Genomic DNA, 15,191 nt, shown 5'->3' on the forward strand with positions numbered 1-15,191 from the left:
AATCACTAGGCTCCGTGGTGGAAGGTGCGTGAGAGTACGTCGAGCTGCTGCTCGCGGGTGAGGCGCACGAAGTTGACGGCGTAGCCCGAGACGCGGACGGTCAGGTTGGGGTACTTATCGGGGTTCTCCATGGCATCCTCGAGGGTTTCGCGGTTGAGGACGTTGATGTTGGCGTGGTAGAGGCCCTTGGGGGCGGTCTTGTTGGCGCGGTTTGCCTTCATGGAAGCGAGGCGCTCTTCGTAGGTCTTGACGGCCATGATGTTCTCCTTAGTTGTTAGATGAGGTCGTAGGCCCGGTAGAGGGGTGCCAGCCAGCTGGCTCGGGGCTGGCGTTTAGGGTGCTGGCTGGCACCCCTCTACCTGGGTTACTGCGGGTTTATTGAGTTTTAGTCCTCTTCAGGAATAAATCCTGCGTCCAAGATTCCGACCAGGTTGGTGACCTGTTCTTCCTTGGTGCGGCCGAGGGCGGTGGGGGTGATGGTGTTGGTCAGGGAGATGCCGTCGAGGGCGTCTTCGTAGTCCAGCTTGCCGACCGAGAGCATGGAGGCGACCATGCCGTGGGTGTCCATGCCGTTTTCGGGGTTGGCGCCGGGGGAGAAGGGGGTGCCTGCGCGGTGGCCGGAGGGGAAGTTGCCGGTTGCCTTGCCGTAGACCACGTTGGAGGTGATGGTCAGCACGGACTGGGTGGGGATGGCGTCGCGGTAGAGGGGGATGGCCTTGATTTTCTCCATGACGGTGTGGACGATGGTGGCGGCGATGTCGTCGGCGCGGTCGTCGTCGTTGCCGTAGGCGGGGAAGTCGCCTTCGGTGATGTAGTCGACGATGAGGCCGGTTTCGTCGCGGACGGGGGTTACCTTGGCGTACTTGATGGCTGAGAGGGAGTCGGCGACGATGGAAAGGCCGGCGATGCCGCAGCCCATGGCTCGGATGATGTCTGAGTCGTGGAGGGCCATTTCGATGGACTCGTAGGCGTACTTGTCGTGGCTGTAGTGGATGATGTTGAGGGCCTCGACGTAGGTGGCGATGACCCAGTCGAGCATTTCTTCGTACTTGAGCCAGACTTCGTCGAAGTCGAGGGGGCCGTCGCCCTTGATGGGTTCGTAGCCTTCGACGATGAGTTTGCCGCTCATTTCGTCGCGTCCGCCGTTGATGGCGTAGAGCAGGGCTTTGGCGGCGTTGACGCGGGCGCCGAAGAACTGCATCTGCTTGCCGATTTTCATGGGGGAGACGCAGCAGGCGATGGCGACGTCGTCGCCCCACTGTTCACGAATCTGGGGGTCGGATTCGTACTGGATGGAGGAGGTCTCGATGGAGATGGCGGAGCAGAATTCCTTGTAACCGGTGGGGAGGTTTTCGTCCCAGAAGATGGTGATGTTGGGTTCGGGGGCGGGGCCTAGGTTACGGAGGGTCTGTAGCAGGCGGAAGGAGGTTTTGGTGACCAGGGTGCGGCCGTCGTCGGCGAAACCGCCGTCTGACCAGGTGGCCCAGTAGGGGTCGCCGGAGAAGATCTGGTCGTAGTCGATGGTGCGCAGGAAGCGGACGATGCGGAGTTTGATGACGAGGGCGTCGATCATTTCCTGGGCGTCGGTTTCGGTGATGAGGCCGGCTGCGAGGTCGCGTTCGAAGTAGACGTCGAGGAAGCCTGAGAGGCGGCCGATGGACATGGCGGCGCCGTCCTGGGATTTGACGGAGGCCAGGTAGGCGAAGTAGGTCCACTGCACGGCTTCTTGGGCGGTGCGGGCGGGGCCGGAGATATCGAAGCCGTAGAGGGCTGCCATTTTCTTGAGGCGCTTCAGGGCCTTGATCTGTTCGGAGTGCTCTTCGCGGTAGCGTGCCCAGTGCTCTGAGAAGCCTTGATCGGCAACGGCGTGCTTGGCGCGTTCTTTGTCGGCGATGAGGTTGTCGACGCCGTAGAGGGCTACGCGGCGGTAGTCGCCGATGATGCGGCCACGGCCGTAGGCATCGGGTAGGCCGGTGATGATGTGGGAGGAACGGGCGGCGCGGATGCGGGGGGTGTAGATGTCGAAGACTGCGTCGTTGTGGGTTTTGCGGTATTCGGTGAAGATTTTCTTGATGTTTTCATCGGGTTCTTTACCGGCTTCGCGGATGGCGGTTTCGACCATGCGCCAGCCGCCGTTGGGCATCATTGCGCGCTTGAGGGGTACGTCGGTCTGCAGGCCGACGATGACGTTGTCGTCCTCTGAGATGTAGCCTGCGGGGAAGGCGTCGATTTCTGCGGGGGTGTGGGTGTCTACGTCGTAGACGCGGTTTTTGCGTTCGACGGAGAGGTAATCTTTTTCGAGGGTGTCCCAGACGCGCAGGGTCTTGTCGGTGGGCCCGGCGAGGAAGGCTGAGTCGCCTTCGTAGGGGGTGTAGTTAGCAAGGACGAAGCCGCGCACGTCGATGCTGTCTTGCCAGGGGCCGGGGGTGAAGCCTTCCCAGGCGCTTGCGGATTGTTCGTTGACAAAAACTCCCGTTGTGGGGGCTTCAACCTGTGCAGTCATGATGAGTGCTCCTCGTGAAGTGATAGGGTGGCGCCTTTGCTGAGGTGGCGCGCTTTCTCCTTCTATTGTGCCTAGTTTGCCCAGTGAAACAAAATAGGTATGGTAAATGCTTAAAAACGCCAATGTGTACTATTGTGTAGTATTTCTCCATGTCAAAGCGGCTATTCTGGGCTTATGGCCCCTTGTGGGGCACCTGCCCCCTGCCCGAATGAGGCAGAGAAAACCCTTCTTTAACACTTTGTGACGTAAAGGCTTTTTTGACTCAAAAGTAAAGGTAAAAACCACCTCAAAGACCCACCTGCCCTACCCCTTTGTGGGCAAATTCTAAGGCCCAGTAAGGGGACAGCTCCCAGCCCCATAGCGTACTCTGGCAGATGACCTGCCCAAGCACCCCCGGGCGCCGCATCTACAAGGAGCACCCCCGCGTGACCGTCCTACTGTTCATCATCGGTGTAGTGCTGATGGCCCTGGCTATCGCCGCATCTATTGCCCTACACGAGCTGGGGCACCTGGTGCCCGCCAAACTCTTTGGTGTGCGCGTACCCCAGTACATGATTGGCTTTGGCAAGACGATCTTCTCCTGGCGGCGCGGGGAAACCGAATACGGCTTCAAGGCCCTGCCCCTGGGTGGCTACATCTCTATGATTGGCATGTACCCGCCCGGCAAAGACGGAGCGGACGGGCGTGCCGGCGGCACCAGCCCCCTACAGCAGCTTGCCCGCGAAGCACGGGCGGCGGACGCTGAACGTATTACCGAGGCAGACCAGGGCAGGCTTTTCTACCAGCTGCCGGTCTACAAGCGCATCATCATTATGCTGGGTGGGCCTTTCATGAACCTGCTCATCGGTGTGGTGGCAACCATGGTGCTGGTTACCGGTTTTGGCTCCTATCAGCCGACCACCAGCGTCCAGACCGTTGCCCAGTGCGTACAAACCGTTGACTCCACCAACGCCGACACCGCTAACTCCACCGAGTGCGGGGCCGAAGACCCCCAATCTCCTGCCAATGCAGCAGGGTTGCAACCCGGGGACACCATTACCTCTTTCGCCGGGCAGGCCATCACCAGCTGGGACCAGCTCACCGAACTGATTCGTACCAACGCCGACACCGAGGTGCCTCTCACCGTTGAGCGCGCCGGGCAGAGCCTAGAGCTCACCATCACCCCCATGTTGACCGTCCGCCCTATCTACGATGAACTCACCGGAACCTACCTCACCAACTCCGACGGAAGCTACCAGACCCAGGAGGTCGGCTTCATCGGCATCGGCCCCACCAGTGAACTAACCCCCGGAACCATTGGCGAGGTGCTACCGACAGTAGGGGAGTCCCTACAACGGATCGGGGCCACCCTCATCAAGCTACCCGCCCGCGTCTACGGGGTAGCCGTCACCCTGGTCACCAACGGCGAGCGCGACGCCAACAGCCCGGTCTCAGTTGTGGGTGTGGGGCGCATTGCCGGTGAAATTGCCGCCCACGACCAGATTATTCTGCGCGATAAGGCAGCCTCCCTGGTGTCCCTGGTTGCCCAGATGAACCTCATGCTCTTTGCCTTCAACCTCATCCCCCTACTGCCCCTCGACGGCGGGCACGTTCTGGGCGCCCTCTGGGAGGGTATCCGCCGCAAGACCGCCAAACTGCTCGGACGCCGCGACCCCGGCCCCTTCGACCCCGTCAAGCTGCTGCCCCTGACCTACGTGGTAGCCGGAGCCTTCCTGCTGATGACCGTGATTTTGGTAGCCGCCGATATCTTCAAGCCGGTGAGTATTTTGTAGGGGATAGAACGGACGAGACGGGGCCGCCCTCTAGCCGACTAACCTTCTTGAGCTCGCGCCGGGGCGCTCGCTCAATTCATGCAGCCTCGCAGGCTCGGCTGATTCGCGAAGATTTCTTTTTCGCTTCGCGGAAATCCTCGCTCATCCCAGCCAGTCGGCTGCGAGGGCGTCCCCGCCCCCTCCCCGCTCATCCATTCCAATCAGCTGCGAGGGTGTCCTACCTGCCCTTGTGTGCTTTAGCTCAACCGCTCTTTGAGCTGAAGCGTGGCACAATAGATAGTTGAACAGGTGCGCAAGACCGCACCGCCAAAGAACCTTTGGAGGAAGATTTGACCTCGGTCGCCCTTGGAATGCCCGCTGCTCCGCCGCCCGTTTTGGCTCCGCGCCGTAAAACCCGCCAGTTTAAGGTCGGTAGCGTAGGCGTTGGCTCAGAATCTCCTATCTCGGTGCAGTCCATGACCACCACCAAAACCCACGACATTGGCGCGACCCTGCAGCAGATTGCTGAGCTGACGGCTGCCGGTTGCGATATCGTGCGCGTTGCCTGCCCCACCGATAAGGACGCAGAAGCCCTGCCCATTATCGCTAAGCAGTCCCAGATTCCCGTTATTGCCGATATTCACTTCCAGCCCAAGTACGTCTTCGCCGCTATCGAAGCCGGCTGCGGTGCTGTGCGCGTGAATCCCGGTAACATCCGTAAGTTCGATGACCAGGTTAAGGAAATCGCTGCAGCGGCTAAGGATCACGGTACCTCGATCCGTATCGGTGTGAACGCCGGTTCGCTCGATAAGCGCCTGCTGGAAAAGTATGGTAAGGCGACCCCCGAGGCGCTCGTCGAATCAGCGGTGTGGGAGGCCTCCCTCTTTGAGGAGCACGGCTTCCAGGACTTCAAGATTTCGGTTAAGCACAACGACCCCGTCATTATGGTTGAGGCCTACCGCCAGCTAGCTGCTGCCGGTGACTGGCCCCTGCACCTGGGCGTCACCGAAGCAGGCCCCGCTTTCCAGGGCACCATTAAGTCTGCGACCGCCTTCGGCGCCCTGCTCTCAGAGGGTATTGGCGACACCATCCGCGTCTCCCTGTCTGCACCCCCGGTTGAAGAGGTCAAGGTCGGCTCCCAGATTCTTGAGTCCCTGAACCTGCGCCCCCGTAAGCTCGATATTGTTTCCTGCCCCTCCTGCGGCCGCGCCCAGGTGAACGTGTGGGAACTGGCTGAGAACGTCACCAAGGGTCTTGAAGGCATGAAGGTGCCCCTGCGCGTGGCCGTCATGGGCTGCGTCGTCAACGGCCCCGGCGAAGCTCGCGAGGCCGACCTGGGCGTAGCTTCTGGCAACGGCAAGGGCCAGATCTTCGTCAAGGGTGAAGTCATCAAGACCGTGCCCGAAGAAGATATCGTGCAGACCCTGATCGAAGAGGCCAACCGCATCGCCCGCGAGATGGAAGAACGCGGTGAAATTGACCTTTCAGGCGAACCCACCGTCTCAGTTTCCTAAGCAGCTGAAGAAAAGCCCACCGTGACCGTCTTTTCACGTTTCTCCCGCGGGGCAGAAGATGCCCTGATCCGCCCCCTCACCATCGATGACCGGGCGGAACTTGAAACTATGATTGAGTCGGACCCGGTGGGCTTTCTCTTTGCCGCCGAGCACCTGCACCACTTCGGCCTACCAGCCCCTAGTACCCTGACGTCATTGAAAACTCCCCACGGTTTCATGGGTGTCTTTGTGCCCCGCGAAGTCCCCGGAGAGATGGGACCAAAGGACGCCCCCGCCGGGTCGGCTGCGCACCTCACCGAAACCGTGGGGGAGCGCCTACCTGCCCGTGTGCGGTCCACCCTTGAGGGGCTGTTTGCGAAGGCAACCGCCAGGGTCGGCACCTCAGCTGGAGCCCACTTTGCCGAAGAGGCAGCTGCTCCGCGCACCGCCATACCAGGTCTGGCAGAGACTCTAGTGCCGGCGTCCGCGCGTACCCCGGCGGTTGCCGAACCCCGCTACTGCCTGGTGGGAGCCTTCTGGCTGGGAGCCAACTGCGTTCCGCTCACCCTGCCCGAGACCCACTACCGCCAGGTTGCGGCCTATATCTGGCGGCACAACCGGCGCATCGGCTCCATCTTTGGCCACCGCGAACCGGTCATGGGAATCTGGTCGCACCTCGCTTCGCGCATGCCCACCCCCTTTGACGTGCGTGAAAACCAACCCCTTCTCGAGCTGCCCGTGACCGCTGACCTGAGCGAGCTCGTCCGCGCCCCCCTGGCCCGCCCCTCCCTCGGGGCTCCCGCCATCACAGAGCCGGTGCGCTGGGCCCGCACCGATGACAGACCCAGCCTGCTGCGGGCGTCCGTCGCTATGTTCACCGAAGAAGTCGGCTACGACCCCATGACGCGTGACCCCGCAGGCTACACCCGCCGTATCGACGAACTCACCCGTACCGGCCGCACCCTGGTGGCCGTCAACAGCGAGAACGTGGTCATTTTTAAAACTGACCTGGGTCTTGCCCACGACTCTACCTGCCAGCTACAGGGGGTATGGCTACACCCTGCCTATCGCGGCCAGCGCCTAGCCCCCGTGCTCCTGTCCCAAGCCTGCCACCTCATTCGCCAGCGCTTCCCCCACCTTTCCCTCTACGTCAATGACTACAACGCCCCCGCTCGCGCCCTCTACGCCGCAACGGGCTGGCAGCAGCACTCAACCTTCGCAACCGTCCTGTTTTAAACAGACATATCCCCCAGTGGGACCACATTTGTCCCCCAAAGGGGCGGTTTTTTACCTGAATGCAAGCTGGTAATTTTGAGAGTGCACACTTTTTACTCTGCATCGCAGGTCTGAAACCCCACCCACCCTTTTCAGACGCAGAGCACTTGATCACCACAAACTTTTAGGGAAAGCATTGAAGAGCCTCCGTACACCTCTTGGCGTATCCACTCTCCTCGGTCTCTCACTGACCATGGCTCCCGGCGCCTTCGCCGCAGAAGCCGTGACCGTAGATACCGCCACCCCCATCGGCGCATACTGGGAAAAGAACAAGGACGTTCTCGGTGCAGCAACCGGCGAACAGCAGACCTTCGCCAACGGCTCCACCCAGCAGACCTTCGAAAACGGTGTCGTCACCCAGGGCAAGTACGGCGGCGTGCAGGCAGTCACCGGCGCAGCCGGCGAAGCCTTCATGAAGGCCGGCGGTGCTGAGAAGTTCGGTAACGCTGAATCAGCCCCCTGGAAGCACAGCCACTGTGGTCTCTCCATCACCACCCACGACAGCAAGACCCGCTGGCTCGTAGTGCTGGACGAAAAGACCCAGGCAGGCTCCTACATCAACCTCAACTCAGCTGAAGCCAAGGCCTGGCAGGCAGAGCGCTCCAAGACCCGCTCCTGCTTTACCAACAACGCTGTTGTTGAAACCACCCCTGTGCTCCCCGAGACTCCTGCTGAGCCTGTAGCTCCTGAGACTCCGGCAGAGCCCGAAACCCCGGTAGTACCTGAGACTCCGGCAGAGCCTGTAGCACCCGAAACCCCGGTAGTTCCTGAAACCCCTGCCGAGCCCGTAGCTCCTGAAACTCCGGTTGCCCCCGAGACTCGTGCCGAGCCTGTAGCACCCGAGACCCCGGCTGAGCCCGAGGCGCCCGCCGACACCAACTTCGGTGATGCAGCCAACAAGATTGCTGACGCCCGCGCGGTTGCTGCCGCTAACGGCGTAGCCGTTGCCGAAACCGGCGGCGAGCTGACCAAGGCAACCGCTGACCTGGTAACCCAGAACTTCGGTGGTAATGTCTCTGCGGTCTACTCCATTGCCCAGGACCGCGCGCTGATGATCAACACCGACGCGCTCGCATCCTACCTGGCCAACCCTGGCCAGTACGGCACCTACCTCTACCAGAACGAGTACACCAAGCACTGGAAGACCGGCGCTCTCGAACTGCGTGCCCTCTTCTACAACACCACTGCTGAGAACTGCTCAACCCCCGTTACCTGGGATGACCACGGTTACGCCCTGTACTCCACCGGCACCGCGGTCATTTCCCACTACTTCATCCAGTACGACGATTACGGCACCTGCATCAACTGGGACAACCAGACCACCGCGTCCCCCGTCACCTGGGGTGCGGGCCTGATGGACCGTACCGCTACCGGTACCGAAATCGACACCACCTACGACTGGTCAGCTGCTAAGTACATTCCCCTGCAGCAGGTTCTCGAGCTGCGCGTAGACGCCAACAAGGTTGTCTACATCAAGGCTGACGCTCAGGGTAAGCCCCTGGCAGGTGCTAAGCCCGTTGAGTCTTCAGCCCTGACCGAGGCGCTCAACCTCTCCGACCGCGGCCGTTTCTCCTCCTACAACGACTGGGCAGCTGGCGGTAACTGGAACATCTGGAACGAGATGACCATGCTCGGTGCCCCCGTTGCTGAAGCAACCGAAGCAACCGCTAATGGCACCACTATCGTGACCCAGCAGTTTGAAGGTGGCACCCTGGTCTGGACCAAGGGAACCGCTTTCATGAACGCCGAGCTCAACGACCTGGGCCAGGCCAAGCTGGCTTGGTACACCGCCCTGGGTCTCTAAGCCCCTAGATCGAGCAGATTTTCCTGCGAGGACGCCGGTGCCCACCTACCTGCCTATGGGCAGGGGAGCGAGCGCCGGCGTCCTCTCTTTAAGGCGGGGTACACACCCCGCCGGTTGGCGGTAAACTGGTAGATAAGTATGCCCACCCCGGCCTGCACGGTCGGTGGACGGGCCCCGTACGAGAGAAGCGAGAAACCACTTGGTCCAGCGCCTGTCCCACCTGTTCCTGCGCACCCTGCGTGAAGACCCCGTCGACGCCGAAGTCGCAAGCCACAAGCTTCTGGTACGTGCCGGCTACATCCGCCGTGCCGCCCCCGGCGTCTACACCTGGCTGCCTCTGGGGCTGAAGGTGCTGGGCAAGATTGAGAACATCGTGCGCGAAGAAATGAACGCGATCGGTGCACAGGAAGTTCACTTCCCCGCTCTGCTTCCCCGCGAACCCTACGAAGCGACCAACCGCTGGGAAGAATACGGCGACAACCTCTTCCGCCTGAAAGACCGTAAGGGCGCAGACATGCTGCTGGCCCCCACCCACGAGGAAATGTTCACCCTGCTGGTCAAGGACCTCTACACCTCCTACAAGGACCTGCCGGTTTACCTCTACCAGATTCAGACCAAGTACCGCGATGAAGCCCGCCCCCGAGCCGGCCTGCTGCGTGGCCGTGAGTTCATCATGAAGGACTCCTACTCCTTCAACGTCGATGATGAGGGCTTGGAAGAGGCCTACCAGGCTCACCGCGCCGCCTACATCAAGATTTTTGAGCGCCTGGGTCTTGAGATTGCTATTGTCCAGGCCCAGTCGGGTGCTATGGGTGGCTCCCGTTCCGAGGAGTTCCTGCACCCCACCCCGATTGGTGAAGACACCTTCGTGCGCTCCGAGGGCGGCTATGCGGCTAACGTTGAGGCCGTGACCACCGTGGTGCCCGAGCCTGTAGATGCGTCAGCCACCCCCGCTGCCCGCGTTGAGCTGACCCCCGACTCACCGACCATTGAAACCCTGGTTGACCAGTCCAACGCCCTGCACCCGCGCGAGGGTGAGCCCTGGACTGCCGCCGACACCCTGAAGAACGTGGTGCTGGCTGTTATCCTGCCCGACGGTACCCGCCAGCTGGTTGCTATCGGCGTACCCGGCGACCGTGCCGTTGACCTGGGCCGCGTTGAGGTTAATGTTGGTGCCCTGCTGGGCGTTGGTGGCGAAGTTGAGGTTGAAGCTGCCAGCGAAGAGGACTTCAAGAAGTTCCCGCAGCTGGTCAAGGGCTACATTGGCCCCGGTCTGACCCTGAATGAGAAGCTGCTAGGCGCTGAGTCAGCCACCGGCATCCCCTACTTCGTTGATCCCCGCGTGGTTGAAGGCTCAGCCTGGATCACCGGCGCTAACGAGGACCAGAAGCACGTCTACGACCTGGTGCTGGGCCGTGACTTTGAAGCTGACGGCGTGATTGAGGCCTGCGAGGTGCGCGAGGGTGACCCCGCTCCGGACGGCTCCGGCCCCCTGATTGCTGCCCGCGGTATCGAGATGGGCCACATCTTCGCCCTGGGCCGCAAGTACGCAGAAGCCCTGGGCCTGAAGGTGCTGGACCAGAACGGCAAGCTGCAGACCGTCACTATGGGCTCCTACGGTGTGGGCGTAACCCGTGCCCTGGCCGCCATCGCCGAGGGCAACCACGACGATAGGGGCCTGATTTGGCCCCGTAACCTGGCACCGGCCGATGTTCACGTGGTGATGACAGGTAAGGGCACCGAGATCGCAGAGGGCGCAGAAAAGCTGGTTGCTGACCTTGAAGCTGCCGGGCTTGACGTCATGTTCGATGACCGCCCCAAGGTATCTCCCGGTGTGAAGTTCGGCGACGCTGAGCTGCTGGGCGTGCCCACAATCGTGGTAGTCGGCCGCGGTTTTGCCGAGGGCAAGGTTGAAATCAAGGACCGCCGCAGCGGCGAAGCCCGCGAGGTTGCCGTAGCGGACGCCGTGACCGAGCTGCTGGCCGAGGTTCAGCGCTAACACCCGCAGGTAGGTACCATCTAAGTCAGAAAAGACCACCAACGAGCTGGTCATTTCTGACTTAGATGGTACCTTGTGGTTTAACCGCACTCCCAGGAAAGGCAGAAGCGTGCTCGACACCCTCGGCTTTGACTCTCTCGGCCTTGAGCCGACCACGCTAGTTTTGTTGCTTCTGGCTGCCCTAGCCGCTGGCTGGGTGGACGCCGTTGTGGGCGGCGGCGGCATGATTCAGCTTCCTGCGGTTCTCATGGTTCCTGGGCTATCACCGGTGCAAGCCCTCGCCGTGAACAAGCTGGGGTCTGTCTTCGGTACCCTCACCAGCGCAGCAACCTACCTGCGGCGCACCCCGGTTGATGTGCGCACCACCCTGCCTGCGGCGTCCTTGGCCTTTGTAACCAGCATGGGCGGGGCCTTGGTCGCCACAGCCCTCCCCGAAGAACTCTTTAAGCCCATCATCGTACTGGCCCTGATAATGGTGCTGGTCTACACGGTGTTCAAGCCTTCACTCGGCGAACTGACCCAGCTCAAACACCGGGGGCTCAAGCACCTCATGGTGGGGCTGGGAATCGGCGCAACTATCGGTTTTTATGACGGGCTTCTGGGCCCTGGCACCGGCTCTTTTCTGATGATGGCCATGGTGTCTTTAATGGGCTACAGCTTCTTGCAGGCAACTGCTCAGACCAAGATTATTAATGCCGCTACCAACCTGGGGGCCCTGGTGCTGTTTGCGGTGGCAGGTCAGCAGGTGTGGGCGCTTGGTCTCTTGCTGGGAGCAGCGAATATGGTGGGTGGCTACCTGGGAGCGCGTACGGCGCTGGCCCGGGGGAGCCGCTTTATTCGCTGGATGATGATTGTGGTGGTCAGCGCCCTCATCATCAAGCTGGGCGCCGATATTCTGACTTCCCTTTAGTCGGCAAGCTCCTGGCTGTCGAGGGCCAGAATGAGGGCGAGGGCTTCAATATCATCTGCTGACGTGGCAAGGGTCTGGTCGGCCAGGGCAGCGCGGGCGTTGGATTCAATAGCCGCGGTGAAGTCGGTGAGCTGCTGAGGGGCGTCCGCTGCGTCGGCGATGGGGTAGGACGCCGCGGGCGCCTCAAAGACCCCGTAGCAGGTCAGCACGGGGGCGGCTAAGTGCCCCATATCGGTGGTAGCTGTTGCTAGCTGAGTGGCCTGGGCTGCTACGTCCGCATAGCCCTGCTCGGCGCGGGCAGCGTAGACCTCACTGACGTAGTTGAGCTGATAGATACTCTGCTGCAGGGGTAGTAGGGAGGTGGGCTGTACAGCCTGTTCACTGCCCGAACTATCGGGGGCACCGGCAGCAAGCCCCTCGTCATCGCAGGTGTAGCTGCTGATTTGTGCTACCTCATCGGTCAGAGCCTCGGGGTAAGCCGAGGTAGCCAGCCCGTCCTGGCGGGCAGCCTGCCATACATCGACAACGGCGGTGAGAGCCCGAGCCCGATCACCGGCGTCCTGGGTCGCAAAACCTAGCTCCAGCAGGGCCGAAACCGTGCTCTGTAGCTGCTGCTCTACCGGCTCATACTCCGTAACCGTTACGTCCTGAGCCGCAGGCGCAAGGGACTCAAGGGCAGCCTGTGCCGCCTGACCCAGTGCGTCCTGCCCCGATTCACTAGCTGCCTGCTGCAGGGCGGTCAGCTCAGCAGCCATGGTGCTCTGATCGCTAAGGTCAGCGCGGACCTGCTCCGCCTGCCGCTGCGAAAACCAGCCCACAGCAAGGAGCACCACCAGCAGACCAGCTAATAGCGCGGCCACAAGTACCGGGGTCAGACGAACAGAGCGATTCATAGGCAGCTACCTCTCACAAAAACGGACGGGCAAGAGCCCACCTCCCATTCTGCCAAAAAGTCCCGTAGCCTGCCCGCCCTCAGCGAATTCTCGGCTGACGTACGGGGAGCCGGTGGTAGGCTTGAATGGATTTACCTACCCCTAGACACCAGGAGCTACGCGCGATGGCATCACCCAAAGCCAGTAAAAAGGACGCCCCCAACGCCCGCGAGCGCCGGGCCGCTGCCCGCGCTGAGCAGGGCATCACCAAGAAAGCCCCCGTCGGTAGCTTTGTGAGCGTCGAGGGCGTGCGTGAGGCCGTCACCCGGGTGGTGGAGCAGGAGTTCAAGCTGGTGCTGGAGAAGCTGACCGCTAAGGGCAGTGGCGCTAACCGCACCCTAGAAATCGTGGTGGACTACCCCGAAGACCGTACCGATGCCCTGTCGCTCGATACAATCGCTGAGGTTTCCCAGGCCCTGTCAGCCGCTCTTGACGCTGCTGATGACGGTGAAGTGCCCTACTCTCTTGAGGTGTCATCGCGCGGTGTGACCAGCCCCCTGACCGAAACCCGCCACTGGAAGCGCTCAATCGACCGTCTGATTGAGATTACCGAAGCCGGGGGAGAGAAGTACCTGGCCCGCCTCGACTTCGTCACCGATGAGGGGCCGGTTATTCGCCGCAAGAAGGAAACCAAGAAGGGCCAACCCGAAAGCTACCGCGACGCCGTTACCCTGCCCTGGGTCACAATTTCTGCTGCAAAGGTTGAAATTGAATTCAACCGCTAGCAAGTAATCGCTAGAATATAAAGACAAGACCACAACTCAATACTTTTGAGGCAGCGCACCGTAGGTGCGCGAACATACACCGCAAGCGGTGCCGGAGCTTTTTGCCCCGGCACCGTGTTACACGGAAGGGCCAACTATGGACATTGATTTGAGCAACCTCCGCCTGCTCGAAAAAGAGCGCGATATCTCAATCGACACCCTGATCCCGATGATTGAGAGCGCCATCCTCCTGGCCTACCAGAAGCAGCCCGGTGCTATCCGCGGCTCACGCGCTGAGCTTGACCGCACCAGCGGCAAGGTCACCATCTGGGCTCCTGAGCTCGATGAAGATGACCAGCAGATTGGTGAGTTCGACGATACCCCCAACAACTTTGGTCGTATCGCGGCTTCTACCGCCCGCCAGGTCATTCAGCAGCGCCTGCGCGATGCCCAGGATTCAGCCGTGCTCGGTGAGTTTAAAGACCGCGAAGGTCAGCTGATTTCAGGTGTTATCCAGCAGGGCCCCAACCCCCGCATGATTCACGTTGATTTGGGCACCCTTGAAGCTGTGCTGCCCACCAACGAGCAGGTGCCCGGTGAGCGTTACGCCCACAACACCCGCATCCGCGCCTACGTGCTGGAAGCCAAGCGCGGCCCCAAGGGCCCCTCCATCGTACTCTCTCGTTCCCACCCCAACCTGGTGCGCCGCCTCTTCGAGCACGAAGTCCCCGAGATTGCTGACGGCTCGGTAGAAATCATGGCGATTGCCCGCGAAGCTGGCCACCGCACCAAGATTGCAGTCCGCGCCACCAAGCCCGGCGTCAACCCCAAGGGTTCCTGCATCGGCGAAATGGGTGCCCGCGTGCGCGCCGTGATGGGTGAACTCAACAACGAGAAGATTGATATCGTCGATCACTCAGAGAGCCCCGAAGAGTTCATCGCCGCCGCCCTTTCACCGGCCAAGGTTAGCGAAGTCACCGTGACCGAGCGCAAGACCTTCTCTGCCCGCGCGATTGTGCCCGATGACCAGCTTTCACTGGCTATTGGCAAAGAAGGGCAGAACGCCCGCCTGGCCGCTAAGCTCACCGGCTGGCGCATCGATATCATCTCAGCCTCCAAGTACGAGGCCGCGATGGCAGCAGCCCGTGCAGCGAACGAAGAGGGTGCTGAAGAAGCCCCCGAAGCCGCCGCTGAATAAGAGAGCTGACTAACATATTTGCCGTTAGCCCCCGCAAGGGGGCTAAACTGGTCTATAGAGGTCATATCACCATAGAGTGCTCATGACTGGTCGGCGGCCAGCCATGCCCGCAGGTTCAGCACCAAAGAGCCTGCAGGAAACAAGCGAACAACACGAAGGGAGCACCCCAGCTGCACACCCCCGTCCGCACCTGCATCGGCTGCCGAACCACAGCACCCGCCCACGACCTCGTCCGTATTGCCCTCACACAGACTGAACCCCCGCGTGCAGTCTTTGACCGGGCCAAAAACCTCCCGGGGCGTGGAGCCTGGCTCCACCACACACCCGAATGCCTTGCCCTTGCGCTCAAAAAAAATGCGCTGGCCAGGGCCTTTAGAACCCGGGTCGAAGCCAACGAACTGGTGATCCCCGCATAGGGGAGGGCCGGTTCGACCCCGCCAGGGGTGGCGAACCAACAATGTCAACGAGTTTGACGACTTACTGTGTACGAAAGCGAGTCAGAAAACTGATGGAAACCCGATGAGTGCCGTGCAATGAGTACTTTCCTGTGCTCACCCACCGGCAAAAACCCAGCTGAACCCCAGCTGAAACCTCATACAAACTGAAGGTTCGCCCCTGTTCG

12 protein-coding genes are annotated in these 15,191 nt (G+C 61.3%); 9 read left to right on the forward strand and 3 right to left on the reverse strand.

What is annotated here, in order from left to right:
* Positions 1 to 5: 5 nt before the first annotated feature.
* Together grcA2 and ACED88_RS00665 are read right to left on the reverse strand one after the other, a co-directional pair.
* Positions 6 to 257 carry an autonomous glycyl radical cofactor GrcA2 gene (grcA2, locus tag ACED88_RS00660; RefSeq protein ID WP_083093496.1) on the reverse strand — a complete coding sequence of 84 codons (252 nt, stop codon included), beginning with the start codon at positions 255 to 257 and terminating at the stop codon, positions 6 to 8.
* Positions 258 to 385: 128 nt separating this feature from the next.
* Positions 386 to 2,503, reverse strand: coding sequence for a pyruvate formate lyase family protein (locus tag ACED88_RS00665; protein WP_449108447.1), 2,118 nt, complete (start codon positions 2,501 to 2,503; stop codon positions 386 to 388).
* A 374-nt stretch (positions 2,504 to 2,877) separates the two neighbouring features.
* Here ACED88_RS00665 and ACED88_RS00670 point away from each other — a divergent pair, with 374 nt between their 5' ends.
* The 6 genes from ACED88_RS00670 to ACED88_RS00695 all read left to right on the forward strand — a co-directional run bounded on the left by ACED88_RS00670 (position 2,878) and on the right by ACED88_RS00695 (position 11,735).
* Positions 2,878 to 4,275 (forward strand): M50 family metallopeptidase, encoded by a 1,398-nt coding sequence (locus ACED88_RS00670; RefSeq protein WP_449108448.1) that lies wholly within the window; start codon positions 2,878 to 2,880, stop codon positions 4,273 to 4,275.
* Between the two features lie 329 nt (positions 4,276 to 4,604).
* A complete protein-coding gene (ispG, locus tag ACED88_RS00675) occupies positions 4,605 to 5,768 on the forward strand; it encodes a flavodoxin-dependent (E)-4-hydroxy-3-methylbut-2-enyl-diphosphate synthase (RefSeq protein ID WP_185173294.1) in 1,164 nt (387 codons plus the stop codon).
* A 21-nt stretch (positions 5,769 to 5,789) separates the two neighbouring features.
* Positions 5,790 to 6,983: a GNAT family N-acetyltransferase gene (locus ACED88_RS00680; RefSeq protein ID WP_449108449.1), complete on the forward strand. Its 1,194-nt coding sequence runs from the start codon at positions 5,790 to 5,792 to the stop codon at positions 6,981 to 6,983.
* A gap of 175 nt (positions 6,984 to 7,158) precedes the next feature.
* Positions 7,159 to 8,826 (forward strand): hypothetical protein, encoded by a 1,668-nt coding sequence (locus ACED88_RS00685; protein WP_449108450.1) that lies wholly within the window; start codon positions 7,159 to 7,161, stop codon positions 8,824 to 8,826.
* 199 nt (positions 8,827 to 9,025) lie between these two features.
* Complete coding sequence (locus tag ACED88_RS00690; protein WP_449108451.1) at positions 9,026 to 10,825, forward strand: proline--tRNA ligase; 1,800 nt, start codon at positions 9,026 to 9,028, stop codon at positions 10,823 to 10,825.
* Between the two features lie 109 nt (positions 10,826 to 10,934).
* Positions 10,935 to 11,735, forward strand: a complete 801-nt coding sequence (locus ACED88_RS00695) for a TSUP family transporter (RefSeq protein ID WP_449108452.1) — start codon at positions 10,935 to 10,937, stop codon at positions 11,733 to 11,735.
* Here ACED88_RS00695 and ACED88_RS00700 read toward each other — a convergent pair.
* A complete protein-coding gene (locus ACED88_RS00700) occupies positions 11,732 to 12,628 on the reverse strand; it encodes a hypothetical protein (protein ID WP_449108453.1) in 897 nt (298 codons plus the stop codon). The two genes, ACED88_RS00695 and ACED88_RS00700, sit on opposite strands and share 4 nt — an antisense overlap.
* A gap of 164 nt (positions 12,629 to 12,792) precedes the next feature.
* On the opposite strand from ACED88_RS00700, the gene ACED88_RS00705 reads away from it, so the two are divergent.
* The 3 genes from ACED88_RS00705 (at position 12,793) to ACED88_RS00715 (ending at position 14,985) form a co-directional block, all read left to right on the forward strand.
* Positions 12,793 to 13,392 (forward strand): ribosome maturation factor RimP, encoded by a 600-nt coding sequence (locus ACED88_RS00705; protein WP_449108454.1) that lies wholly within the window; start codon positions 12,793 to 12,795, stop codon positions 13,390 to 13,392.
* Between the two features lie 136 nt (positions 13,393 to 13,528).
* Positions 13,529 to 14,569 (forward strand): transcription termination factor NusA, encoded by a 1,041-nt coding sequence (nusA, locus tag ACED88_RS00710; RefSeq protein WP_449108455.1) that lies wholly within the window; start codon positions 13,529 to 13,531, stop codon positions 14,567 to 14,569.
* 194 nt (positions 14,570 to 14,763) lie between these two features.
* Positions 14,764 to 14,985 (forward strand): YlxR family protein, encoded by a 222-nt coding sequence (locus ACED88_RS00715; protein WP_272878699.1) that lies wholly within the window; start codon positions 14,764 to 14,766, stop codon positions 14,983 to 14,985.
* Positions 14,986 to 15,191: the final 206 nt, after the last annotated feature.

Source organism: Rothia sp. 11273D007AR, from assembly GCF_053547255.1.

Excerpts from the sequence above, each read along its gene's own strand:
- grcA2 (WP_083093496.1), bottom strand. The coding sequence starts at position 257 with ATGGCCGTCAAGACCTACGAAGAGCGCCTCGCTTCCATGAAGGCAAAC.
- ACED88_RS00665 (WP_449108447.1), bottom strand. The coding sequence starts at position 2,503 with ATGACTGCACAGGTTGAAGCCCCCACAACGGGAGTTTTTGTCAACGAA.
- ACED88_RS00670 (WP_449108448.1), top strand. The coding sequence starts at position 2,878 with ATGACCTGCCCAAGCACCCCCGGGCGCCGCATCTACAAGGAGCACCCC.
- ACED88_RS00700 (WP_449108453.1), bottom strand. The coding sequence starts at position 12,628 with ATGAATCGCTCTGTTCGTCTGACCCCGGTACTTGTGGCCGCGCTATTA.
- ACED88_RS00705 (WP_449108454.1), top strand. The coding sequence starts at position 12,793 with ATGGCATCACCCAAAGCCAGTAAAAAGGACGCCCCCAACGCCCGCGAG.
- nusA (WP_449108455.1), top strand. The coding sequence starts at position 13,529 with ATGGACATTGATTTGAGCAACCTCCGCCTGCTCGAAAAAGAGCGCGAT.